Annotated in this window: 16 protein-coding genes, 1 pseudogene and 1 riboswitch; of the genes and pseudogenes, 11 read left to right on the plus strand and 6 right to left on the minus strand. The window is 40.3% G+C overall.

Annotated features, from left to right (window positions below; translation table 11 throughout):
* Positions 1 to 6: 6 nt before the first annotated feature.
* A complete protein-coding gene (locus tag ACFI4Z_RS10025) occupies positions 7 to 1,164 on the minus strand; it encodes a tetratricopeptide repeat protein (protein ID WP_462670468.1) in 1,158 nt (385 codons plus the stop codon).
* Positions 1,165 to 1,467: 303 nt separating this feature from the next.
* Between ACFI4Z_RS10025 and ACFI4Z_RS10030 the strand changes: the two genes are divergently transcribed.
* Both ACFI4Z_RS10030 and ACFI4Z_RS10035 read left to right on the plus strand, forming a co-directional pair.
* A complete protein-coding gene (locus ACFI4Z_RS10030) occupies positions 1,468 to 2,082 on the plus strand; it encodes a SemiSWEET family transporter (RefSeq protein ID WP_462670469.1) in 615 nt (204 codons plus the stop codon).
* Between the two features lie 253 nt (positions 2,083 to 2,335).
* Positions 2,336 to 2,670, plus strand: a pseudogene (locus ACFI4Z_RS10035) (PhzF family phenazine biosynthesis protein); the annotation flags it as partial.
* 49 nt (positions 2,671 to 2,719) lie between these two features.
* Here ACFI4Z_RS10035 and ACFI4Z_RS10040 read toward each other — a convergent pair.
* The gene (locus ACFI4Z_RS10040) at positions 2,720 to 5,236 is read right to left on the minus strand and encodes a zinc-dependent metalloprotease (protein ID WP_462670470.1); all 2,517 of its coding nucleotides are present in this window, start codon (positions 5,234 to 5,236) and stop codon (positions 2,720 to 2,722) included.
* A gap of 253 nt (positions 5,237 to 5,489) precedes the next feature.
* On the opposite strand from ACFI4Z_RS10040, the gene ACFI4Z_RS10045 reads away from it, so the two are divergent.
* The 5 genes from ACFI4Z_RS10045 (at position 5,490) to ACFI4Z_RS10065 (ending at position 13,494) form a co-directional block, all read left to right on the plus strand.
* A complete protein-coding gene (locus tag ACFI4Z_RS10045; protein ID WP_462670471.1) occupies positions 5,490 to 6,668 on the plus strand; it encodes an efflux RND transporter periplasmic adaptor subunit in 1,179 nt (392 codons plus the stop codon).
* A 15-nt stretch (positions 6,669 to 6,683) separates the two neighbouring features.
* Positions 6,684 to 9,854, plus strand: coding sequence for an efflux RND transporter permease subunit (locus ACFI4Z_RS10050; RefSeq protein WP_462670472.1), 3,171 nt, complete (start codon positions 6,684 to 6,686; stop codon positions 9,852 to 9,854).
* 264 nt (positions 9,855 to 10,118) lie between these two features.
* A riboswitch (cyclic di-GMP riboswitch) is annotated at positions 10,119 to 10,203 on the plus strand.
* Between the two features lie 106 nt (positions 10,204 to 10,309).
* On the plus strand, positions 10,310 to 10,879 hold the full coding sequence (locus ACFI4Z_RS10055; protein WP_462670473.1) for a chitin-binding protein: 570 nt from the start codon (positions 10,310 to 10,312) through the stop codon (positions 10,877 to 10,879).
* Between the two features lie 117 nt (positions 10,880 to 10,996).
* Positions 10,997 to 13,075 (plus strand): S9 family peptidase, encoded by a 2,079-nt coding sequence (locus ACFI4Z_RS10060; protein ID WP_462670474.1) that lies wholly within the window; start codon positions 10,997 to 10,999, stop codon positions 13,073 to 13,075.
* Between the two features lie 20 nt (positions 13,076 to 13,095).
* Positions 13,096 to 13,494, plus strand: coding sequence for a hypothetical protein (locus tag ACFI4Z_RS10065; RefSeq protein WP_462670475.1), 399 nt, complete (start codon positions 13,096 to 13,098; stop codon positions 13,492 to 13,494).
* On the opposite strand, the gene ACFI4Z_RS10070 is transcribed toward ACFI4Z_RS10065, so the two are convergent.
* Positions 13,495 to 14,241: a LytR/AlgR family response regulator transcription factor gene (locus tag ACFI4Z_RS10070; RefSeq protein WP_462670476.1), complete on the minus strand. Its 747-nt coding sequence runs from the start codon at positions 14,239 to 14,241 to the stop codon at positions 13,495 to 13,497.
* Positions 14,242 to 14,482: 241 nt separating this feature from the next.
* On the opposite strand from ACFI4Z_RS10070, the gene ACFI4Z_RS10075 reads away from it, so the two are divergent.
* Entirely contained in the window at positions 14,483 to 17,422 is a 2,940-nt protein-coding gene (locus ACFI4Z_RS10075; protein ID WP_462670477.1) for a TonB-dependent receptor domain-containing protein, read from the plus strand.
* Positions 17,423 to 17,632: 210 nt separating this feature from the next.
* On the opposite strand, the gene ACFI4Z_RS10080 is transcribed toward ACFI4Z_RS10075, so the two are convergent.
* On the minus strand, positions 17,633 to 18,106 hold the full coding sequence (locus ACFI4Z_RS10080) for a Dps family protein (RefSeq protein WP_462670478.1): 474 nt from the start codon (positions 18,104 to 18,106) through the stop codon (positions 17,633 to 17,635).
* A 336-nt stretch (positions 18,107 to 18,442) separates the two neighbouring features.
* On the opposite strand from ACFI4Z_RS10080, the gene ACFI4Z_RS10085 reads away from it, so the two are divergent.
* Positions 18,443 to 18,652, plus strand: coding sequence for a hypothetical protein (locus ACFI4Z_RS10085; RefSeq protein WP_058561053.1), 210 nt, complete (start codon positions 18,443 to 18,445; stop codon positions 18,650 to 18,652).
* Here the strand turns inward: ACFI4Z_RS10085 and ACFI4Z_RS10090 are convergent.
* Together ACFI4Z_RS10090 and ACFI4Z_RS10095 are read right to left on the minus strand one after the other, a co-directional pair.
* Positions 18,649 to 19,245 carry a PGAP1-like alpha/beta domain-containing protein gene (locus ACFI4Z_RS10090; RefSeq protein WP_135474586.1) on the minus strand — a complete coding sequence of 199 codons (597 nt, stop codon included), beginning with the start codon at positions 19,243 to 19,245 and terminating at the stop codon, positions 18,649 to 18,651. The genes ACFI4Z_RS10085 and ACFI4Z_RS10090 overlap by 4 nt on opposite strands.
* 28 nt (positions 19,246 to 19,273) lie before the next feature.
* Positions 19,274 to 19,810, minus strand: coding sequence for a YaeQ family protein (locus tag ACFI4Z_RS10095; protein ID WP_099295139.1), 537 nt, complete (start codon positions 19,808 to 19,810; stop codon positions 19,274 to 19,276).
* Between the two features lie 91 nt (positions 19,811 to 19,901).
* Here ACFI4Z_RS10095 and ylqF point away from each other — a divergent pair, with 91 nt between their 5' ends.
* On the plus strand, positions 19,902 to 20,846 hold the full coding sequence (gene ylqF / locus ACFI4Z_RS10100) for a ribosome biogenesis GTPase YlqF (RefSeq protein WP_462670479.1): 945 nt from the start codon (positions 19,902 to 19,904) through the stop codon (positions 20,844 to 20,846).
* Between the two features lie 742 nt (positions 20,847 to 21,588).
* The gene (locus ACFI4Z_RS10105) at positions 21,589 to 25,038 is read left to right on the plus strand and encodes a PAS domain-containing hybrid sensor histidine kinase/response regulator (RefSeq protein ID WP_462670480.1); all 3,450 of its coding nucleotides are present in this window, start codon (positions 21,589 to 21,591) and stop codon (positions 25,036 to 25,038) included.
* Positions 25,039 to 25,137: the final 99 nt, after the last annotated feature.

Raw genomic sequence — 25,137 nt, forward strand, 5'->3', positions numbered from 1 at the left:
TTAGGCTCATTTTGTTTTAGTAAAAACTGACGCCAGCTTTGCAGCATATACACTGCGTTGCGTCTCATCTCGCTCAAGCTTCATAGCCTGCTCCAACAGCCTTTTTGTTGCACCTAAATGACCTTGTTGATAACGGACTTTTGCTAATGCGACATAGGGCTCTGATAAGTAAGGGGCTTTATCTATGGCTTCGTTGATGTATTTTTTAGCAGGCAGATATTGCCCGCTTAATGCCTCTGTTTCACCTAACACAATTAGCTGATAAGGATCTTTTTCCGTTTGATCTAATTTTCGGTTAATCTGTTCAACCAGCATCTCATTACCAATATCTTCAGCCAGTGCTTTGTAATTGCTTAATAAGTTCAAACTTTCTAGTTGATGGTCAAATGCACTTTGGTAAATACGGTGCGTTGTTGCTTGGTCATCCACACGCTTGTGAAGAATCGCGGCTAAATTAAACAACTCAGGATCATCAGGCGTGAACAAATTGGCTTTGGTTAATAGGCTGTAAGCTAAATTGTAGTTCTCTTGCAATAAGGCTTCTGCTGCAAGATTGCTGTAATATTTTGCAATGAGATCGTTTATGTCTGCACTACCGAAGTAAAAGCTCCCTCTTGATGGAAAGTAATCAACGATGACACCCGGGCGGATAAAAATAATTTGACCTTCTTGCTTTTCAAGCGGTTTATACAGCTTTGTTCTGAAATGGTTTGCGATAAACACTAAATTACCTTCTTTGGCATAAACAGGCTCACTGGTCATTTCTTGGAATGCCGTTTCAAGGCCGATAACGTTGGCATATGCTTGAGTCACAATGGCTAGACTTATACAGTTGCCATGGGCTTTCTCGAGCGTTTGTGATGCCGTTAACGTATCGCCATGGTAGGTAAATCCGTCTAAACTGCTTTCAATGTAATTATATAAAATGAGTTCGTCAGATTCGCCTAGCACGCGGTTCGCGTTTACGTAAGCCATAAACTTTTGCTGTTCTTGCTGTGGGAGTTGAAAAAGTTGCTGCTCGGAAGGCACGGCTTCCAGTGTGAATAGCGAATGATTAATCAGCTGTGTTAATGAAGGGGCCTCCTGAGTTGGAGGGGCTTTGGGTGTGGTTGTTGAGGCGCACCCAGCTAATAAGCCTATAAAAAATATAAAAGAAAACTTCATAATCCCTCCGCTTATTTTAAGCTACGCTGAGGCGCACTTTGATTCAAGAAAGAAAGTTAGCCTGAGTTACTCATTTCTTTCTCACTCAATTTGATGCTAAACGCGTGTAAAAACTATTCATACTGTAATGTAAACTTGCCAACAAAGCTTGTCTTTTTTTTCATCAATAGTTGCGTGCGAAAATAAGTTATATACAATGCCGCGCCTTATATAAATTAATCAAAATCAGTGGTTTACACTTTGTTTTCGTTTAATTTAAAGGCCGGTAACTTATTAACTAATTTTTAACCAGTGAGGTTTGCTTTGGCGCATTATTTGCCTATTTTATCATCATTTATTTTAGTGTTTAGTTTTTTACCGCTATTAAATAAAATCCGTAAAAACCGAAGTGTATCGGGATTGTCATTATTGATGATGACGTTTGGCGTAGCGCAAAGTACGTACTTTATTACCTATAACGTGTATTTTGAACGTTTTTACATGGTATTACCTTTTGTCGTAACGGGGGGGTTAAGTGGTCTTATTTTGTATTACTTTGCGCGCTACAATGCCAAGCGTGAACAGCGAATCCAGTTAGCAGCAATGCTAGGCTTTTCACTACTTCCTTTTTTATTAATGTTAAACCCTCAGTTAGAGGCAGCTCAAGTACTTACGTGGCTGACGTTTGTTGGCTTGATCATGAGCTCAGTGCGTGTGATGCCCCAAACCTATAAAACGATACGCAGTGGTGATATTAGCAACTTAAGTGCTCGTTACTTTAGCTTGCAGTTTATAGCGGGCCTATGTGGCTTATTTGCCGAGCTTGCAATGGCGACTCCCAGTACTTCACACATCTTAACGTTTGTTATGATACTGCTGACAAATGCTGCTCAACTTGGCTGTATTCAATATTACAAAATGCGGCCAGTTGCAGCTTAGCCCACCAAAAGTGAAATAGCTTTGATGTTCAATTAGCTCGTGTATGGAGGTTTACCCTAAATAGATCTCCATACAGTGAGCTTTAAATGCAATTAACTATTCATTAAATATATGCGTAGAAAATAACGTGTCTGGGACAGCGTTTACCTGCCGCCAAGCATAATATGTCATAGACTCACTTTTTATCTTGTCTATACAACCAATTATGGCGTTGAAAAATAATTGATTTTACTTCTATGATAGCGAGTAGAATGTATTAAATCTTATAACAGACTCTGGATTTTTCAAAGCTTTATACCCATTAGATGTGGTAGCCACAGCACCAAGTAGACAATACGACTTTGTCTCGCGGTATTTTTGGCCTGTCAGTGGTGGTGATGAGGATTTTGTTACGGGTTCAATTCACACGGTCTTGCACCCTACTGGGCGCAGCAACTTGGAAAAAATACGCTAAGTGCTTATCAAGGTTCAAGCCGTCAATTTAATGTAGGTGATGATATGGTGACTTTAACAGGCCACGCAGTGCGTTATATGCAAGGCACTATTTATAGGTTTATTCGTTTCGTTTACTCACACAGTTTGTACTGAAACAAAAAAGCCGTACTTGAAGTACGGCTTAATATGGCTAGATTACTGCTTATGCCTCGAGCGCTTTGCTAATTAAACGGTCGATATACTGCTTATGTGCTTTAGTTGCTGTATCGGCACCCCATGGCGTGCTGCTATCTGCAATTTGTGTCAGCTGATAAAGTGCTGCGGTTTTTGCTAAGTTGTCGTGCTTACTCGCTTTACCCAGACCCGCAATTGCAATTAGCTGATTAACATATTGAATTTGTAAGTTATGGCTAATTGAGTTTGCTTCTTTACTGTCAACAAAAATACTTGCAGTTAAATCGCCCATAAACTGATTTAAGCTATATTCATTACCGTACAGTGCGGTGTCTGAAATACGCTGCATTACAGCTGGATGTAAAAGTTGTGCAAGTACAGACTTTTGCATTCCTAAAATCATTTTATGTGGTTTTGGATCTTCATTTTTACCGTAATGATTAAAACCACGACGTTGCTGCTGCATATAGTTATAAAGCGGTTTCATGCTACTTAGCACATCTGGTGCAAATACATTTTTCGCTAAAATTTGCATCGCTTGTTGTTGGCGTTCAAGTGGTACAGGGGTAAATGGTTTTACATCGTCATTACCACCAACGACGGCACGCTCGACATACACACCACCGATTTGGCGTGAAATTACGTTAGCTTGCGCTCGGTATTGACCAAATAGGCTGTTTGCAGAAATAAGCAGCTGTTGGTGAGATTCACCTTCAACGCGCGCTGTGTCTTTTAATTCAGAGAACAGTTTGTTGATCAGCGCCATTCTGTCTGCGCCGTAAGCCGCTGGGTTTGATGACATATCACCAATCATTACGCGCGGGTCAATGTGACGACCTGGTGCACGCATGTCATCAGCATCATTACCAAAAGTAAGTGCGTGCTCAGTTGAACGTGCAAGAATCTGCTCTAGGCGTTGCTGCTCTGCCGCTTCATCAGCAAGTGCTGGGCTGTAACCAAATTCAATGGCCCAATCATCATATGGACCTGGTTTAGTTTGGAAAATATCACCTTGCTGCATGCCAATGGGGGCAATATTAGCTGGGGCATAATCCATGACAGAGCCTGTGACAATACCTTGCGTTTTTGATTTGTCATGCACTTCTTTTTCATCCCACAAAATAGATGATTTCATATTGTGGTTTAGGCCTAAGGTGTGGCCTACTTCATGAAGCACAAGCTGTGTTAAACCTTGGCGCAGAATTTCTTTGTCTTCTATGCTAGCACCCGTTGAAAGGCTATTGGCCAACATCATGTTTTGTTGAATTTCATGTCCTAACGAGCAATTTAATTCGCCAGTGCTAACTGGGTGATTGCTATGGCTCATGGTGCCTTGCGTAAAGAGTGTGTCATAAATCCAACGGTTCTTCATGAATACAAACTCAAGCATGATATCTGAACCGAGTATTTCACCGGTTAATGGGTTGGCAAGTGCCGGGCCGTAACCGCCAAATGGAGGGCGAGGTGAAGAAGTCCAACGTAATACGTTGTAATTAATGTCACCGGCATCCCAGTCTGCATCATCAGGCTGAACTTTTACTTCGATGGCATTTTTAAAGCCCGCTTTTTCAAATGAGCTGTTCCAAGCCAATGTGGCTTCTTTTATTGTATCGCGCCACTCGAGCGGTGTGGTGTTTTCGATCCACCACGTAATAGGTTTTACAGGCTCTGATAATGCTGCGCTTGGATCTTTCTTTTGCAAGTCCCAACGTTTAATGACATCTTTGTAAGGTGCCCAGTCTGGTGAAGTCATTTGATCAAATTGATTGGTGAAATAACCAATACGTGCATCGTCAATACGAGGTTGATAGGTGTTTTCTGGTAAAGCGACAAATGAGTGCTGTACTTTTACCGACACATTACGTGGGTCACTGACTGCGCTTGAGCCGCGAACACTTGGGTTGGCATTTTCAAATACATAATCTACAACAACATCAAGGTTATTTGAGTACGGACGCTGTTTAATAATACGCGATTTTTTATCGCTTAATTTACCGACTTTAAAACGTTTTTTCGCGTTTTTGTCGTTCGGGTTTGGCCACGGTGAAACTTTGTGCAGTGCTTCACTTAAAAAGAGTTTATCTACCTTAAAGGCAATTTTGTCTGCTTCGTGCTTTTCAATTTTGATGCTGGCAAGTACGGCTTCGCTGATATTGGCATCGGCTGCTCTGGCGATGGCGCTGTTTTCATCAAACTGGTAGCGTGGAGTTTTGCTGATAATATCAATACGGTCAAAATACTTTCTAAATTCGATTAACTTGGTTTCACGGTATGCACCACGAAAATGCCCAGCATCAGTAACACCATCAACGGTATGCGCAAAGTAAACAAACGGTGTATCAAGTTGAGATTCATTGATAACCATTAAATGATCACCTGTTTTTTCATCTTGATATAGGCTAAAAATGCCTGCAAATTCAGTTTTGCCTTTAATTAATTCAGCAATTGTTTTGTCTTTTTTATCATCTTTTTTGTCTGCAGCCAAAGCGTGGCCGCTGGTCGCTAAAGCTAAACTTAATGCTAGCGTAAGGGTGGTTAATTTCATTTTCTGCTCTTTTTCGGCTAGTTAAAATCATGTTAAGTGTACCGAACTTAGTCTTATAAAAAACAAATCTAAGATGAAAGGAAAGTTTTTAGAGTTATCTTCTTGAATTTTATAAATTGTTTTTTTGTATCAAAATATAACAAGCGGCTAATATAATTAGATGAGTTTTTGTAACAGTTACTTACAAATGTCACGTTAATGTTTCATCCAGCTCTGTTATTATGGTCTCAGTAAAAAATTAAGGAGATTAATTATGCGAACAACGTTACTTAAAGGGATCCTTCCTTTTGTGATTCTGGGCTTTGGTGTCGCTGGATTCATGGCAATTAATGCCATTGCGCAAGAACCAGAGAAAAAAGAGATTGTAGACACGCGCCCTACGGTAGAAGTTGAGCCAGTATCTGCTAATAACCACCAAGTAGTTATTAATAGTTATGGTGAGGTTAAGCCGCTGGAAAGTACACGTTTATCTGCGCAAGTGTCTGGTGAGGTGGTGAGTTGGCATCCTAATTTTGTTGCCGGTGGTATTGTGGCACGCGGTGAAACCTTGTTTACCATTGAAAAAGATAATTATGAAGCCGCATTACTACAAGCTGAGGCTGAACTGGCGCAAGCACAAGCACAATTAATTGAAGAGCAAGCACAGGCTAAAGTAGCGCAAGATGAAGCGAAGCGTTTTCCAAATAAAGAGCGAACAGCGCTTTTTTTACGTGAACCGCAAGTACTCAGTGCACAAGCATCTGTTAAGTCTGCTCAAGCACGTTTAAAGCGCGCACAACGAGATTTAGATAACTGTGAAGTAACTGCACCTTACGATGCATTAGTAGTTAGCCGAGAAATTGGTGTAGGCCAATATATCAATATGGGCTCTCAAGTAGCTGAGCTAAACAACATTGAATCAGCAGAAGTTATTATTCCAATAGCAGGCTTTGACAGCGTGTTTTTACCTGAGCGTGTAAAGGGCGTTAAAGCGACCGTGATAAAGTCTGGTTTACATGGCTTTAGTCGCGAAGCGCAAATCGACCGCGATTTAGGTATTGTAGATACGGCAACACGTATGAGCAGCTTGGTTGTTCGCATTAATGACCCATACGGATTAGCTAACGAGCACCCAGCGATTAAATTTGGCACGTATGTGCAAGTTAACTTTGCAGGCGCCATGCTTGAAAATATTTACCGTTTACCACAAGAGTTAGTTAACAACCAAACAGTATGGATTGTGAACGCTGAGCAGCAGCTTGAGGCACGCAAAGTAAAGGTTGTACGTGAGGAAGGTGAATATTTTTACATCAGTGATGGCTTAGAAGCCGACGATAGGCTAGTTGTGACGTTACCTGAATACCCGCAAAAAGGGATGGCGGTAAAAATTGCAGGTATGCCTGACGTTAAACAAAGTGAGGCACTTCAAAGTGCTGACACAGAAAAGCTTTAATAGGGTGACTGCGTTATGAATAACACTGAACTACCCAGCTCTGAGCAACCACAAGCTGCTCCAAAACACGAAAAGCAAACAGGTATCATAGCCTATTTTGCTAATAACTCAGTTGCAGCTAACCTGATGATGTTCTTTATTATCATCATGGGTGTTATTAGCTTTTTCACCATGCAACGTCAGATGTTTCCAAACGTTGAAATTAATTACATTTCTATTAATGCTAACTACCCAGGGGCATCGCCTCAGGAGATGGAAGAAAGCATTTTAATTAAGATTGAAGAGTCTCTAAAAGATATTACAGAAATAAAGAAAGGGGTGTATCGCTCATTTCGTAACGGCGGTAGTGCCCAGTTAGAGATTAATACTGACGCTGAATTAAGTGAAGTGCTTGATAAAGTGAAGCTACGTGTTGATGGTATTGCAACTTTTCCAGCCGGTATGGAACCGGTCACCATAAGTCAAATTGAGTTTCGCCAAGATGTTATTGGGATGACACTGGTTGCTGATCTGCCACTTAGCGAGCTTAAACCGATTGCTAATCGCATTGAAGATGAACTCTTGCAGCTATCGAATGTATCTTTGGTGGTGAATGATGTGCCACTGGATGAAATTGCAATCGAAATCGAACCTGACACTTTGCGTCAGTATAACCTCACGCTAAATGATGTTGCTGCTGCAATTCGTCGTTACTCTGCAAACTTTTCAGCGGGCCAATTAAAAACCGATGCTGGTGTTATTTCTGTTCGCGTTGAGAACCAGTTTTACTCAGGCGAAGAGTTTCGTCAAATCCCTGTAAAAATAGGTAATAATGGTGCGAAGGTGTTGCTGCAAGATATTGCGGTCATTAAGGACCAGTTTACTGAAGGTGAACGTTACTTTAAGTTTAATGGTGAAAATGCGGTTTATTTATCTGTAAAAGCAACAGAAGATCAAAACATGATTCCCGTTGCAGAATCAGTAAAAGCTTTTATTGAACAAAAAAATAAAGACCTGCCATTAGGTGTGCGTTTAGTACCACTAATGGACATGACTTACTATCTTAATGCTCGTTTAGATATGATGTTGTCAAACCTTTTACAAGGTGCAGTATTGGTGGCAATTATGTTATCCATCTTCTTACGCTTTAAGTTGGCGTTATGGGTGATGATAGGCCTACCAGTGTGCTTTTTAGGTGCGATGATGATGATGCCATTATTTGGTGTAACCATTAATATAATTTCATTATTTGCGTTTATTATGGTGCTAGGGATTGTGGTGGACGACGCCATTGTCATAGGTGAAAGTGCCTACACCGAAATAGAGAAAAAAGGCGGCGGTGTAGTCAACGTAGTCAATGGTGCTAAACGCGTTGCAACACCTGCGACATTTGGCGTACTCACAACCATTGCCGTATTCGCTCCATTTACACTATCAAGCGGTCCTGAAAGTGCGTTCTTTTATGGAATCGCTGTTATCGTGATCTTGTGCTTAATCTTTAGCTTGATTGAATCTAAACTTATATTACCTGCACATATTGCGCATACCCATTTTTCGCCTATTAATCCAAACGGATGGCGTGCTCGTTTTAACAATCGTTTTTTTGGCTTTGTTAACGGGCCATATAAGCGTTTTGTAAAACGCTGTGTGGAATGGCGCTGGGCAGTATTGTTCTCGTTCATTGCATTGCTTATTGTGACTTTTGGACTGATTTCATCAAACCAAGTTCGTACGGTGCCAACACCAAAAGTACCACATGATTTCCCACAAATTAATTTGGAGATGAATGATAACGCATCTGATATTCAGACCATTAATGCGATCCGTGAAATTGAAGCTATGGTGCTTAATGTGGATAAGCAAACAGAGCGCGAATTTGGTCAAAAAATAGTGCGTGATTTATTGGTCTTTAACCGAGGCCGTACAGAAGCACAATTATTAGCTCCGCTCGTTGAGGAAGACTTACGCCCTTACAATGCATTTGAACTGTCACGTCGCTGGCGTGAAGCAATGCCTAATATTGCAGGTGTTAAGTCACTGACTATTCAAGATGATGTGAATGGCGGGGGCGGCAATGGTGAGTTTGGTTACTTACTCTTTGGTTCTGATATTGATACGTTAAATGACGCGGGTCGTCGCTTTATTCAGTTACTGCAACAGCAAGAAGGGTTGTTTGATATTAGCTCGACGATTGACCCTGCAAGCAAAGAAGTACAAATGAGTTTAAAGCCCGTTGCGTATGATCTGGGCTTAGATTTAGCGTCTATAGCAAACCAAGTTGGCGCTAGCTTTTACGGCGGTGAAGCGCAGCGTGTAATTCGTGGTGGCGAAGAAGTACGTGTAATGGTGCGTTATCCTAAATTAACACGTGAAGCATTTTCATCACTAAAACATGCAGTAGTAACGACGCCTGAGGGTAAAGAAGTATTACTCGGTGATGTGGTTGAGTTAACTGAAAAACCGGGTATTAGCTATATTCGCCGTGAAGGCGGCTACCGTACCGTTTATGTCTATGGCAGCATCGATGAAGAAGTCATTGAGCCGGGTGAAGTAGTTAAGCAAGTTAAAGAAAACTTACTACCGCAGCTTAAAGAAGAGTACCCAAGCGTTAAGTCTGAGCTTGGTGGTGCTATTGAGGAGCAGCAAGCGCAAGCCAATGAACAAATTATGTTTTTCATTGGTGGTATGTTCTTGGTGTATATTTTACTTGCTGTACCGTTAAAGAGTTACTCACAGCCGTTAATTGTTATGTCGGTTATTCCGTTTAGTTTAACCGGTGCTATTTGGGGCCACTATTGGTTTGGTTTAGATATCAGTTTAATGTCAGGCTTTGGTTTAATCGCTGCAGCTGGGGTTGTGATCAATGATTCTCTGGTAATGACTGACTTTGTTAACCAAGCACGCCGTGGTGGTATAAGCGTTAAAGAAGCGGTTATTGAAGCAGGCTGCGCGCGCTTTAGGCCTATATTGCTTACTTCAATTACGACATTTGCCGGTGTTTTACCTATTATGTTTGAAACCAGCTTACAAGCGAAGTTTGTTATTCCAATGGCGGTTGCGCTTGGTTTTGCCGTAATGTTTGCAACGCTGATCACTTTATTATTAGTACCGTGTTTGTACATTATATTAAGTGATATTCGCGGTTTCTTTAGAGGCATATTTAATAAAGTTAAAGCTCTATTTCAGCGTAAAAAACAACTCGCTTAGGTACTCTTTAACAGCAAATAAGTTAATAGCCAGTGCATTTTGTACTGGCTTTTTTGTTTGAGTCGGTTTTGAGTGCTGGATTTTATATACCCAAACTACCTCAAGATGCAGAGTTTAGCGTTTCATAGGGGCTCAATATCAAGGTGTTACTTTGCAACAATGGGAGTCCTTTTTAATTTCAACAGAAACCCACACCTTAAGATGGCTTGAGTGTGGTTGATTACATTCTTTTGTTTGATATTTATATAGTGTGGCACTATAATCCAACTGTTTTGGCAAACTAGTCGAAAGATTAGGACGCAAAGTTTCCGGTCTAAGGTTTTAAAACTAAGATAGCGGGGCTGCTACACATGGTTTATCGTCTCATTGTGTACCTGCGTTCTTAAAAAGTGTTTCTTTTGCCCTTTAAATGTTAGATAGTACCTATTAAGTGTTATTAAGGTGTCGCTTTGTTTATGCATTCGTCATTGACCTGTGGAGAGTGGTCGACAATAGGTTGCTTAAATCATCATACCCGATTATTTGTGGGTGATATGGTGACGGTAACTTTTTATGACGCGCAAGGAGAGCTAGTCGATTTATCATTTGATTATAAGATTACCTGCAGTGAGCAAGGTGAGCCGCAGAGCTGGCCGCGATATATAGCTGAACATATCAACATGTATATTCCACTTGTAGAAGCGGGCAAAATGACAGATCATGGTTTGGTTGTTGCTTATCGTTCTAATCAAATTTATGCCCTTAAAGGATCGGGAATTATAAATGCAGAGCTGACCTTTCACTGTATAGCTCAATGCGACAACATAAAGAAAGATGAACCTGCGTATGACTATGTTTATCCAAACAAATGCTGCGATTACAATGCAGGCGTTAAAGTTTTACAACCCAAAACAGGGTTGATCTACAGATGCAAACCTTGGCCGTTTGACCAGTTTTGTAAGGTAAAAGAAGAAAGTAATCCTCTTTATGAGCCTGGCGTAGGTCAAAGTTGGGGTTTAGCATGGCAACAAGTGTCGTGCAATTAAACAGTTCCCTCTGATGCTATTTAGCATTTTTATGCCCACTCATTTGAGTGGGCTTTTTTATGCGTATTTAAAAAATATGGTAAACTGAGCTTAACAAAAACTTTTACTGGCTCAGCTGTGTCTCAACAAAATATATCATTATCTGTCCTTTCTAATGCGCCACGTGCGCGCAAACAACCACACGCTTTAACAACACATAATAAAACCCGTGTTGATGATTATTATTGGATGCGTGACGATAATAGAGAAAGTAGTGAAATATTAGCGCATTTAAAAGCAGAGAATGATTATTGCGACAACCAACTTGCACCTACAAAGCCGCTTCAAACACAGTTGTTTGAAGAATTAAAAGGGCGAATAGTAAAAGACGATAATAGTTTTCCGGTTAAAGATGGCCAATTCTGGTATCACGCAGAAGTGCGTGGCGATGATGAATATGCCCGCCATTACCGTAGTCGCGATATTACTATGCAAGATAAGCAACTCTTACTTGATGTTAATAGTCTTGCGCAAGGTATTGAGTTTTATGAGCTTGGAGAGGTAGCAGTGAGCCCTAATGAGCAGCTACTTGCTTACTCAGAAGATACTGAAGGGCGCCGTATTTATGCGATTAAGTTTAAATCTATTGATGAAGACGCGTTATTGGATGATGTGTTAGAGAACACAGAAGGTCAGGTCGTTTGGGCAAACGATAATAAAACCCTGTTCTACGTTAAAAAAGATCTTAAAACATTGCTAGGTTTTCAGGTGTTTCGCCATGTATTAGGCACACCACAAGCTGACGATGTATTAGTTTACGAAGAGCACGACAGTAGCTTTTTTATGGGGCTTGGCAAAAGTCGCGATGAAAGTTTAATTATTATTGATTTAGCATCCACAGAAACAAATGATACTTGGGTACTGGATGCAGACCAACCTCTGGGTGAATTCAAGCAGTTAATGCCGCGCGAAGAAGGTCATGAATTTGATATAGATAAACTCGGTGACACCTTTTATATCGTGAGTAATTGGCAGGCTAAGAACTTTCGCTTGATGACAGCCACTACCGTCACAATATCGGATAAAACATTGTGGCAAGAACACACGGCTCATCGTGACAATGTATTGTTAGAAGGCGTTGAAATCTTTGATGAGTTTTTAGTTCTCACTGAACGAGAGCTGGGGCAAACACGCTTTATTGTTGTAAATAACTTACAACAACGCATGGCGTTAGCCTTTGATGACCCGTGTTACTATGCTGCTATAGCGACTAATCCAGAGAGTAGCGCTAAAACAGCGCGTATTTATTACTCAAGCTTAACGACACCGGGCTCACTGTATGAAGTTGACTTAAGCAGTGGTGAAAAAACACTTTTAAAACAACAACAAGTTTTGGGTGACTTTAACCCTTCACATTATGGCTCAGAGCGCATAATGGTAGCAGCGCGAGACGGTGTAAGTGTGCCTGTTTCGTTAGTGTATCGTAAAGACACCTTTGAGAAAGACGGAACGAATCCATTATTTCAGTATGGCTATGGCGCCTACGGTATAACAATCGATCCTAGTTTTTCGAGTGCCTCTTTAAGCTTATTAGATCGCGGGTTTGTATACGCAATAGCACATGTCCGCGGCAGTGAAATGTTGGGCCGTCATTGGTATGAACAAGGCAAAAAGCAGCACAAACAAAATAGTTTTAGTGATTTTATTGATGTAACAAAAGCGTTAGTTGAACAAGGCTATGGCGCAAAAGATAAAGTATTTGCCTCGGGTGGTAGTGCTGGTGGCTTATTGATGGGGGCGGTTGTTAACCAAGCGCCAGAACTCTACTTAGGAGTGGGTTGTCATGTACCATTTTTAGATGTGTTAACGACCATGCTTGATGAGTCAATCCCACTTACCACAAATGAATACGATGAGTGGGGAAACCCGAATGATCCAGCGTACTACGATCTAATTGCTGACTATTCACCGTATGATAATATTAAAGCTCAAGCCTACCCACATATACTTGTCACAACTGGCTTACACGACTCTCAAGTGCAATATTGGGAGCCAATGAAGTGGGTGGCTAAAATGCGAGAATACAAAACAGATGATAATATTTTAGTATTTAAAACGGATATGGATGCAGGCCATGGTGGTGCATCTGGACGCTTTAAAAGCTTAGAAGAAAAAGCGCTTGAAATTGCATTTTTTATTAGCTTAGCTAAAATTTAACTACCATATGAGGTACTAAAATGTTTGGCGCGCATGGTAATTGGCAATACTCCATTGAGCCTCCAATGATTTATATTAAAATCAGTGGATGCTTTAATCGTGAAGGTGTGATTGCGTTCACTAAAGAAGTGTTTGATGACCTCGCTAAGTTACCACCTAATTCAATAGAGCATGCAGTCATTAATTTAGCAGACTTTGAATTAGTAACGGCCGATAGCTTGGAGGTGGCTCAGGCGTATTTTCATGGTGTAAAAGCGCGAGGCTATAAGCAAGTTGATTATATTCAACCAAACTTAATAGCTCAAAGCCTGCTTGAGAACATTTGGCGTGAAAGTGGTATGGATGTACGGTATCACTCTAGCTTGCAACAATATACGCAGCAATATCCAGAGCATATTTATGTAAAAAACTGGCTTTGATTAAGCGGTTTGTAATATCGTCGCTAAGCTATTTTTATAACGTCTTGAGAGATTGAGTTGCACGCCATTTTTTAGTTTTAGCTTATAGTCACCACTATCGGTGGCTGCCAGCTCTGATATAACCGTTTGCTTTACCAATGTTGAGCGATGCACTCTGATAAACCCTGCAGGTGCAAGCTGTTGCTCAATATTTTTCATGGTTTCACGGTGTAATATGCTCCCCTCTTGTTGCCAAAAATGTAGCTCGACATAGTTACCAGCGCCATTTATCCAAATAATATCATCTATTTCAATTAGTCTTACTTTGCCAATATCTTTCACGATGAGATGTGAGTCCACTAATGACGTTGTGATTGGGTGTGCGTGTTCCATCGCGCTGGCTAAAGGGCACAAGTGGATAAGTTTATCAAAACATTTATTTAACCGAGAAAGTGGGCTGTGTGTTGTTATAAAATCGATAGCCCCTACTTCAAAAGCTAAGGTCGCGAGTGTTGGATCGTCAGCGATAATAACCAATTTAGCGTGTTTACCCAGATCAATAAGCTGGATCAGTAACGCCGAGTGTGGTGTTTCGGTAAGTTGCAGCAATATAACATTAAATTTGCTTGTATCAAGTTTCTCTAATTGCTCTAAGGTTGTTGATGTATGGGAATAAAAATGCCTGTTGCCATCAAGCTGTATATCAAGCAGAGCATTGAATTCCTCATCGTTAACGAGTGTTAAGGCATTAAAGTAAGCAGTAAACATTTGATATTCTCATTATATATTTAACAAAGAAGACCTGAATTATCCCAATTTCATTCATATTAAATTTAAAATGTTAATTTTGTTGTATGTGTTTTATTGCTCGATCACATAAAACCCGCCTGTTGCACCACCAACTATGCGATTGACGTAATAACGATAGAGTGAATTTTTTTATTTCCTTAGTGTTATCACTTAGTAACATTTTCGTTACTTAGAAAAACGATAATTCAGGGGAATTAATATGAAAATAACAAACAAAGCTCATGCGGTTGCATTTAAAAAATCGTCATTAACAATCGGGCTAAGTGCAGCCTTATTTAGCGGTTTATCATTTCAAGGTGTGGCAGCTGAGAGTGACGAAATTAACAAGGTAGAGCGGATTCAAGTAACCGGCTCTCGCATCAGTAAAGCAAAGTTATCTCAACCAGCGCCTATTGTCACAATTACTGCTGAAGATATTGCAAAAGGGGGGACACCAGATTTAGGAAGCATTTTAGCTGAGCTGCCATCCGTAGGTGCAACCGATACATTAGTTGGTAATAATAATAGTAACGCATCTGCAGGTGTAAGCTCTGCCGATTTAAGGCGTTTAGGAGCGGCGAGAACGCTCGTTTTAGTAAACGGTAAACGTCATGTTGCAGGTGCACCAGGCTCCTCACAGGTCGATTTAAATACAATACCTTCGGCATTAATAGAAAAAATTGAGATTATTACGGGAGGAGCATCTGCTATTTATGGCTCTGATGCTGTATCAGGTGTTATTAATGTTATTTTGAAAGATAACTTTGACGGTTTGCAGTTTAATGCGTCAGTAGGAAACTCAACGGAAGGTGTGGGTACTGAGAATCACAGCTTTAGCGTTGTTGCGGGCACAGATATCGCTGGTGGTAAAGGAAATATCACTTTTCACGCAGGTCAAGACAGAGTACGCCAAGTTTTAGCAAATAATTTAAGACAATCAAATGCTTATGGTAATGTAGACAACCCATTAAATACAGGTGAAAACGATGGTATCCCTGATCGTCTTACAGTACCAAATGTGCTTTCTGAAAGAATAAGTGAGAATGGTGTAATTAATCCGTTTGGTACAAATGGAAGCATTTATACTTTTAATAATAGTGGTGTAGCACAATTAATGCCTGCACGTGAAGCAAGTGGTAGCTTTGCTTTTGGTAATTTCCCTGACGGGTGTGAGTTTTGTGCCAATACACAAGATTATGAAAACGTATTACCATCGCTTGAAAAATTAACGCTTGGCTCTACATTAAATTATAACCTAACTGATAATCATACATTTTATAGTGATTTTAAATTTGTTCGTTCTGAGATTGAACAACAATTTCAACCCTCTTTTCAGTTCGGTAATATTTCAATCAACGTCGAAGACAATCCATATTTAGATAGTAATCTACGACAGCAATTGCTTAGTGAAGGCACCACTAGCGTTGCTATGTCCAAATTTTTTGGTGAGCTTGGTAACCGTAGTGCTGATAACGAACGTGAGCTATTTCGCGTCGTTACTGGATTTAAGGGGTTTTTCACTTTAAGTGAAACAGATTTTGATTATGATTTTTACTATGTTTATGGTCAAACAGGTAATCGTCGTAAAACATTGAATGATTTAATACCAGATAACTTAGCTGCTGCATTAGATGCTGTTATTGACCCTGCTACAGGTGAAGCTGCGTGCCGAAGCCAAGTACCTAGTCTCCAAGGTGAGGGCTATACAGATCCAGCCAGTGTAAATGGCGATGCTTGTATTGCGTATAATGCATTTGGTTTTGATCAAGCCTCAGCAGCAGCGAAAGATTATGTATCAGCAGATGTTACTCGTACAGATACAATCACCCAAGAGTTTATTGGTGGTAGCGTAACGTTCGATACCGGTGAGTTTTTTGAACTTCAAGGTGGCGCAATTGGTTTGGCGACTGGTTTTGAATATAGAGAAGAAACCTCCGAAAGTATTACAGATGAATTCACAAAAGCTGGTTTTTTATCAAATGCTGCAACACCAGATGCATATGGTGAGTTTGATGTAACAGAAGCATTCATTGAAGTGAATTTACCTTTACTAGCGAATGTTGCTTTTGCAAAAGAGCTAGGTATTGATGCTGCATATAGAACGGCTGACTATTCTCATGCGGGAACTGCTGATGCATGGAAGGTAGGCCTTTTATATCGACCAGTTGATGATGTTCGTATACGTGGTACATATGGACAAGCCGTGAGAGCACCAAATATTGCAGAAGCCTTTAATCCTCAGTCACCGGGGTTTGGTCGTGTTAGTGATCCGTGTGACGCTGATAATATTGGAAATAACCCAAATCGTAGCGCTAATTGTGCTGCGTTAGGCATTCCAGCTGATTTCCAAGCAAATGATAACGTGAGTGTTGACGTTATTAGTGGTGGTAATCCAGAATTAGAATCAGAAACATCAACATCATTAACTGCCGGTATAGTGTGGACACCAAGCTTTTTTGAGAACTTTTCATTAACTATTGATTACTATGATATTGAAATAGAAGACGCGATTTCATTTATTGCTACGCAAAGTATTGCAGACAACTGTGTTGATGCAGCCGATGGGCCTGATGCATCTTTTTGTTCTCAGGTAGATCGAGATCCAATAACAAATGATGTTACTTTAGTTCGTTCAGGTTTCTTAAATGCAGCAGCTACTACAACACGCGGCATTGAAGCTGATTTTGACTACGATATGAACCTAGCTGATTATTCTTTGCATGGTGGACTTAAGCTAAATCTGTTTGTTAATCACTTAATCGAATTAGAAGATTTTGAATTTCAAAGCCGTCCAGATACGGTAAATGTAGAAAATGGTGAAGTAGGTGATCCTGAGTGGCAAGCCCGTTTTTCTGCTGTGTATAAATATAACGATTTAACACTTAACTGGACAACTCGTTATATTGACCGTTCAGCCCGTTTTGATTTGTCACCAGATGGTGATATTGAAGAGGATTTGCAGCCCGGTTATGTAGGCTCTATTATAACTCACGATATTTCAGCAAGCTATTTCGTATTTGAAAATACACGTGTAGATTTTGGTCTTCGCAACCTAACTGATAAGTTACCGCCAGCATATATCTCTGCCAGTGGTGGTGATGAAGCTATTTATGATGCTGTAGGTCGACGCTTTTTTGCTAATTTAAGTGTGAATTTCTAATTGAATTTTTTGATAATATACTTTCAATAGTAATTGATGATTGTTTTAAAAATAGTGGTATTGCCGTTTAAACCTAAAAAAACGCCACTGGTAACAGTGGCGTTGTTGTTATTTAGTTAAAGGGTAGTATACAAATTGAATCGCTTATTATTTAACGATTTATCCCTACTTGAGCCCTCTAACGAGGGCTTTTATCTATCCGCAAAAGGCTTAATTTAAGTAAGCTTTTAACATCCAAACAAGTTTCTCTTGCTCGGTAATGTAATCGCCCATTAGTGACGCTGTCCCTTCATCGCCAGCATCACCTGCTTTTGCTAAAATATCGCGTTGCATTTTTATAAGTGTGCTGTAACCGCCCAGCAAATTCTCTACCGCTGTTACACCGTCACTAATACCTTTAGCTTCCTTAATCTCGCTGATCTTTAAATAATCAGAGAACGCATGCAGTGGTGCACCATCAAGGGTTAAAATACGCTCTGCAATTTCATCCACTTTTAAAAGTAATAAGTTGTAAATCTCTTCAAATTTAAGGTGTAGCTCAAAGAAGTTACGGCCTTTAATGTTCCAGTGAAACCCACGAGCGTTCATATATTGAATTTGGTAGCTGCTCAGCAGTACGTTGAGTGATTTTACGATATCTTCACTTTCTGCACTGTTAAGGCCAATTGCATTTACCTGTGACATGATCTCTCCTTAAATGGATAATTAACGTATTCGCTGTTGTTAGACTGAGTATTAGTCATTTTTAGTAATCTGTAAAATGGTTAAAATCAATCATGATGATAGTTTAAATCTATCAAAATAAAATTTTAAGCACTTCAACAAACATGGGAGCGATTTAGATAAAAACGACCCCAAATATCTAAAACATAAGAATTGATTAAATATAAGCCAATAATATGATCTAAAACAAACTTACTAAGGGCCAATGAGGATGTAGGGCTTGAACTTGATTTAGGTCAAAAACTGAGTTCTTGGCAGGCGCATAATCAACCTAGTTAAACAATTAGGAGATAACTCATGCAGGCTAAAACACAAAAAGAAAGTAAAATGGAATTAGTGGTGATTGGTATTGCGTTGATTGCATTTGTTGTAGGGTTAGTAGGTCACTTAGCAGGCGCAAGCTTCGCAAACTTTGACACCTTTGGTTATATTGCAGCACCGACGCCCTTAATTTTGGCAATCATTGCATTTATTGCTTACAAAGTGGCTGCTAGTGCAGAAGATTAAACAAGTAAGCCAACAATGTAGTTCATTACCTGGCGTGAGTAGATCATAGCGGTGTGACTTAAGTGAAACACTTTATGCTCTGCCATGCCATTTAATTTGGTTTCGTCTAACAAAACGGTACCATCAGACTGACTGCCTTTTGCTATTAATGGCATCAAGCCCAAGGGTAAATCACCTGCTATGCTATAAAGTTTAGCTTTAAAAGGCCAATCCCCATTTTTAGACAACAGAAACTCTACGCTGTTTTTCAAAAATACTTCAAATCCCTTTTGCTGCATTTGATGCGCAATATGGCTGCCTTTATGTGGCGTGCCTAATGTAATCACTTTCGTAACATTTTCACTTTGTGAAGAGTGCGCTTCAAGGTAAGCTCTTGCGACTAAACCCCCCATAGAGTGGCACACCAGCGCAGTTTCTTTATCACTAATAAAAGCATCTATTTGATTAAAAATAGTTTCACGATCTGGAGTGAGCGTATTATAGGATAAGTTCAGTATACTCAATCCTTCTTTCTCAAGGCGAGAACACAGTGGGCGCATAACAAAGCCAGACATATATAAGCCATGTAACACTACTACTTGTTGAATTGCCATACGCCCTCTTAATTTATGTAATCTATCACTACATTAATTGTACTGGTTTTACTTCAATGTTAACTGAATCAGAGCTCACCCACACATCACCATCTTGAATCGTGATTGTTAGCGATATATTGCGATCCACTAATGCTGCAAGAGCTTGTGTTGCTTCAAAGTCTAAACTATAAATGCTTAAGTTTTTAAAATCATACAACTTAGGTTGATGCTTTTGCCACCAGATAGCTTGGTTATTTTCACCGTAAGTATACAGCACAACCTTTTTCGCTTTATTACAGGCTTTTTTTAGGCGCTTTTCATCTGGAAGGCCAAGCTCAATCCACAGCTCTATCTCATCGCTGTAGTTTTTATGCCACACTTCTGGCTCATCGTCAGCCGATAGCCCCTTGGTAAACTCAAGACCATCACATGCATTAAGGGCATAAGCAAGTAAACGAACCATCAAGCGTTGGTCATTTTCAGATGGGTGCTGCGCCAGAGTTAAATTGAAATCTTGGTAAAGGTGACGATCCATATCGCTTAGCGATAATTGCGCCTTAATAATGGTAGATTTAAGAGCCATAACAGTTTATTTGAAAAAATTTGCGCCAGTATAGCGCAATTAACCGCTGAGCCAGTTAAAATAGCGCTAATTTATACGTAGGAGTTTAAAAATGGCTATCCAGTGGTTCCCTGGGCATATGAACAAAGCCCGTAATGAAATTAAAGAAATCATGCCACAGATGGATGTGATCATTGAAGTGCTTGATGCGCGCATTCCTTACAGTAGTGAAAACCCGATGGTGACGAGCCTTCGCGAAGGCAAGCCAGTCATCAAAATTTTGAATAAAGCGGATTTAGCCGACCCTAAAATGACGCAAGCATGGAAAGATTACTTTGAGCAAGAAAGTGGTGTAAAAGCCATTGCGTTTGGTAATGATAAAGCAGGCCAAGTGCATACTATTAACGAGTTGTGTAGAAAGCTGGTACCGCATAAAGTTGGCGCTGATAAGCAAATTAAAGCCATGATCATGGGTATTCCTAATGTAGGCAAGTCTACACTGATTAACACCTTAGCTGGGCGTATAGTGGCAAAAACAGGTAATGAGCCTGCAGTCACTAAAGCGCAGCAACGTATTAAGCTTGACGATGGCATTATGCTTTACGATACACCGGGTATGCTATGGCCGAAGGTAGAAAATGAGAACTCAGGTTTTCGATTGGGTGCGACGGGGGCTATTCGTGATACAGCGCTCGATTATGAAGAAGTAGCCAGTTATACCGCTGAATATTTATTGCATGCCTACCCTGAGCTTCTAAAAGCGCGTTATAAAATTGATGAATTACCACAAAGTGATTGGGAATTTGTTGAAATGGCAGGCAAAAAGCGTGGCTGTATCCGTGGTGGTAACCAAATTGATACGTATAAAATGTCTGAAATTCTAATTAATGAATTACGTGACGGTATTATTGGCCGTATTACTATGGAAACGCCAGGGATGCGTGAAGAGGAGGAGCTTATGGTGGCAGAGCTACGTGCGGCTGCTGAAGCGAAAAAAGCAGCAAAAGAAGAAGAGAAAAAACAGCGTCGAGCACGCGCACGTAAAAACCGCCGTTAGTTTTTATGAATTAGCTTATCCCAAAACACATAAATTTCACGCATAAAAAAAGCCCGTAAGGGCTTTTTTAGTGTCATATCAACCGTCACCGATATGAGCAATGTAGCAAGTAAAATGTAGGGCGATTACCCATTATTATCATCAAGGGGCGTTGCTGCTAATAACAGGTAATCATAGCTTTAACGTGGGCTACACGTTGTTTCAGGGTCGAGAAACAAATTCAGTTTATTCCTTACAAGCCGTAGTGCTTTACCGTCTTGTTGATATTGATTATCAGTTAGATTAACTTGCGTGTCAACATCTTGTTGAAAATAATTCTCATTTATTTGTCTGAAATTTAGGCATAAAAAAAGCCCGTAAGGGCTTTTTTAGTTTCATATCTACCGTCACCGATATGAGCAATGTAGCAAGTAAAATAGTAGGGCGGTTAACTGTTATCAACATCAAGGGGCGTTGCATCAATAACAGGTAACCATCGCTTTAACGTGGGCTACACGTTGTTTCTGGGTCGAGAAACAAAAGTCAGTTTATTCAGAACAAGTCGTCGTGCTTTTCCGTCTTGTTGATATTGATTATCAGTTAGATTTAGCCTGCTGTCAACACTCACTTGAAAATAATTCTCATTTAACTTTATTGTTGTTTAAAGGTACATATAAAACAGATGTTTAGCACTAAAGTTAGTGCTGATTTTTTTGTCTAAAACGCCTATGCTGGTTAAATAATAATTAGAATAGCCTGTTTTATGTTTACTATTTGGTCGATAAGTTTGCTTGCCGTTGTGTATCTAGCCATTTTATTTGCAGTTGCTGGGTGGGCTGATAAGCGTAAAGTTTTACCGTTTAAAGGTTTAACATACGGGCTTTCGCTAGGTGTTTACTGCACGTCTTGGGCATTTTTTGGTACTACAGCACAAGCTGCAAATAATGGCTGGTGGTTGGCGCCTACTTATGCGGGAACCATCTTGTTATTTATATTTGGTTGGCAAGTTTACTGCCGCATTGCTCACATTTGTCGTCAGCAAAAGCTAACATCAATGGCTGATTTTATTGCCACGCGTTATGGCCAATCTTCTAGTTTATCGGGCTTGATTTCACTTATTTCAGTGATTGCTATTGTACCGTATATCTCTTTACAATTAAGCGCTACGGCGCAAAGTATTAACCTGTTAACAGCTCAGACTGCCTCACAAAATCCACAAGTGTGGGCTGACAGTACTTTTTATATCACGTTACTATTAGCGCTTTTTGCTATTTTATTTGGTGCTCGGCGCTTAAAGCCCAGTGAACATAACCCCGGGTTAATCGCCAGTATTGCATTTGAATCTGTGGTTAAGTTGTTGGCATTTATAGTGGTGGGTTTGTATGTGTGCTTTGCACTATTTGACAGTCCTATGGACCTGTTTAATAAAGCCACTGAACTGAATATAGATAAACAGGTGTCAGCGACTCAAAGCCCAACTTATGTATATGTTGCACATACCGTATTAGGGGTATTGGCGACGCTGTGTTTACCACGGCAATTTCATATGAGTTTTATTGAAAATAATAATAATAAGGAGCTTGCCACCGCCCGCTGGTTGTTCCCTATTTATTTACTTTTGATAAACCTGTTTATACTGCCTATTGCTTATGCAGGGCTTATTTATTTTCAAGGTAGTGATGTCGGTTACGATACATTTGTACTGGCATTACCCATGTCGGCAGACAATCCGTTTATCGCACTATTAGCATTTTTGGGAGGCTTCTCTGCAGCAACCAGTATGGTAATTGTGTCGGCTATTGTGTTGTCGGTGATGATCACCAATGACTTTATAAATCAGTTTATTTTGCGCCGATCCCAACTGAATTCAGGTAGCCGAGGCTTAAATAAGAACAACTTACTCCATGCCCGAAAAATTGTCATCGTATTAATATTACTGCTTAGTTACTTTACGCATCGAATACTGGGTGAAACAAATACGCTTGCAAATGTTGGTTTGATGTCGTTTACCCTTGTGGCGCAGTTTGCCCCTGCAATGGTGATTGGTCTATGGTGGCGACAAGCCTCTTGCAAAGGGGCGCAATTAGGAATCTTAAGTGGTTTTATTATTTGGGGTTATACCCTGCTATTACCAAGCCTGGCAGGTGGTTTAGGGAGTGATAATGGCTGGTTAGTTAATGGTCCATGGCAGATTGCGTGGCTCGCACCCACAGATTTATTTTCTCTAGGGCTGGAAAGCATAAGCCAGGCATTGTTGCTTTCATTGGGTATTAATTGCGTTGTTTATTTTTTAGTGCCCTTGTTTAGTCAAGCCACGTTAGCTGAGCGCTTGCAAAGTAATAAGTTTATTAACCAAGTTACGGATTCACGGTTGAATACAGCCTTGCAACCACTTAGCTACCACGACTTAGGCGCGTTACTACAACGTTTTGCTGAAAAAGATGCCAGTCAAACTTTAGTGAGTGACTATTTCCCTGCGGATAAAAGTAAGTGGAAGCACCCAGCCAATGTTGAGCTTGAGTTATTGATAGAGCGAGAGATGTCGGCAGTAATTGGTGGAGCATCTGCGCGGTTAATTTTAGATGTGGCCAAAAATGAGCAGCGTCAACCGCTTGAGCAAGTAGCTGAATTTGTTGATGAGGCAACACAGGTTTTAAAGTTTAATCGTGATTTATTACAGTCGACCATAGAAAACATCCAGCAAGGTATTAGTGTGGTCGACAGTGAGTTGCGCTTAGTAGCGTGGAACCAAGGCTATAAACAGATGTTTGCCTACCCTGATGACGCGCTTTATATTGGTCGGCCAGTAGCTGATATTATTCGCTTTAATGCTGAACGCGGCTTATTTAGTAGCGAAAATATTAATAATGAAGTTGAGAAACGGCTGGCGTATTTAAAACAAGGTAGCGCTTATAAATATCAACGCTCACATAATGATGGCCGGGTGTTTGAAATGCAAGGTAACCCTTTGCCGGGCGGTGGCTTTGCAACTACTTATACAGATATTACTGAGTTTGTTAAACAGCAAAAAGCACTTACCGAGGCCAATGTCAGCCTTGAAGAAAAAGTCGCGGCACGCACTACTGCGTTAACGCAAGCAAATCGTGAACTTTCACAAGCAAAGCAAGTCGCAGAGCAAGCCACTGTGAGTAAAACACGCTTTTTTGCTGCAGCGAGTCACGATTTACTGCAGCCATTTAATGCCGCTAGTTTGTTTTGCTCACTGATGAATGAAAAAGCGCAAAATACTGAGCTTAAAGAATTAGCACTTAATATTAAAAACTCACTGGGAAGTGCTGAAGAACTGTTATCCAGTATCTTAGAATTAACCAAGCTAGACTCGGGCTCGTTTAAAGTGCAAATCAGTGAATTTTTAGCGAGTAGCTTAATTGAACCACTTCGCAATGACTATGCCGCGCTTGCTAAAGATAAAGGGTTGAGCTTTATTATTGAAACCTGTGATGTCCGTTTAACAACAGATAAAGCCTTGCTACGCCGAGTTCTTCGTAATTTACTGAGTAATGCAATTCGTTATACTGACCAAGGTGAAGTTCGGTTGAAAATGCAACTTCATGACGAGCACGTTTCGTTCATTGTTGAAGATACGGGGATTGGCATTGCAACGGCAGATCAGCAAACTATTTATCAAGAGTTTAAACAACTAGGCGCTAAGCATAACGCTGAAGGATTAGGTTTGGGTTTGGCGATTACTAAGCGTATTTGTGATTTACTTAATATCCCCCTAGTTATGGGCTCAGAGCTGGGCAAAGGCACGCAATTTACCTTAACTTTACCTTGCAAAATAAACCATACCCATGATGCCGTTAGTAATAGCGAGCAAAGCCAAGAAACACAGCTAGGCCGATTACGAATTTGGTTAGTTGATAACGACAGTAATGTACTCGAAGCACTTAAACAGTTACTTGAAAACTGGGGCTGCGAAATAGCCACTGCTACAAACTTAGCACAGCTTAAGCAATTAAAAGCGGCTCACGATTTACCGCAACTACTGATAGTTGATTATCAGCTAGATGATGGTGTGACTGGCCTTGACGTTATTGAGCAATCAGGCCTTGATACTCTGCCAGCCATCGTTAACACTGCCAATCATGATGAAGGTATTCGCGAACGGGTACTTGATGCAGGTTACCCGCTTTTATATAAACCACTCAAAGCACCCGCTTTAAAGCGAATGATAAAACGGCTAACATAGCGTTCGCCGTATATACACTATTTACTTAATTTTCAGCGCTAAATTTAGCACCGCTGAAACGTCTAGGTGGCTTAAGTATAAATGAGATTGTCGAGGAGT

This window comes from Pseudoalteromonas sp. RWi3 (assembly GCF_054960735.1).

Excerpts from the sequence above, each read along its gene's own strand:
- ACFI4Z_RS10025 (WP_462670468.1), bottom strand. The coding sequence starts at position 1,164 with ATGAAGTTTTCTTTTATATTTTTTATAGGCTTATTAGCTGGGTGCGCC.
- ACFI4Z_RS10040 (WP_462670470.1), bottom strand. The coding sequence starts at position 5,236 with ATGAAATTAACCACCCTTACGCTAGCATTAAGTTTAGCTTTAGCGACC.
- ACFI4Z_RS10045 (WP_462670471.1), top strand. The coding sequence starts at position 5,490 with ATGCGAACAACGTTACTTAAAGGGATCCTTCCTTTTGTGATTCTGGGC.
- ACFI4Z_RS10050 (WP_462670472.1), top strand. The coding sequence starts at position 6,684 with ATGAATAACACTGAACTACCCAGCTCTGAGCAACCACAAGCTGCTCCA.
- ACFI4Z_RS10055 (WP_462670473.1), top strand. The coding sequence starts at position 10,310 with ATGCATTCGTCATTGACCTGTGGAGAGTGGTCGACAATAGGTTGCTTA.
- ACFI4Z_RS10065 (WP_462670475.1), top strand. The coding sequence starts at position 13,096 with ATGTTTGGCGCGCATGGTAATTGGCAATACTCCATTGAGCCTCCAATG.
- ACFI4Z_RS10070 (WP_462670476.1), bottom strand. The coding sequence starts at position 14,241 with ATGTTTACTGCTTACTTTAATGCCTTAACACTCGTTAACGATGAGGAA.
- ACFI4Z_RS10075 (WP_462670477.1), top strand. The coding sequence starts at position 14,483 with ATGAAAATAACAAACAAAGCTCATGCGGTTGCATTTAAAAAATCGTCA.
- ACFI4Z_RS10080 (WP_462670478.1), bottom strand. The coding sequence starts at position 18,106 with ATGTCACAGGTAAATGCAATTGGCCTTAACAGTGCAGAAAGTGAAGAT.
- ACFI4Z_RS10085 (WP_058561053.1), top strand. The coding sequence starts at position 18,443 with ATGCAGGCTAAAACACAAAAAGAAAGTAAAATGGAATTAGTGGTGATT.
- ACFI4Z_RS10090 (WP_135474586.1), bottom strand. The coding sequence starts at position 19,245 with ATGGCAATTCAACAAGTAGTAGTGTTACATGGCTTATATATGTCTGGC.
- ACFI4Z_RS10095 (WP_099295139.1), bottom strand. The coding sequence starts at position 19,810 with ATGGCTCTTAAATCTACCATTATTAAGGCGCAATTATCGCTAAGCGAT.
- ylqF (WP_462670479.1), top strand. The coding sequence starts at position 19,902 with ATGGCTATCCAGTGGTTCCCTGGGCATATGAACAAAGCCCGTAATGAA.
- ACFI4Z_RS10105 (WP_462670480.1), top strand. The coding sequence starts at position 21,589 with ATGTTTACTATTTGGTCGATAAGTTTGCTTGCCGTTGTGTATCTAGCC.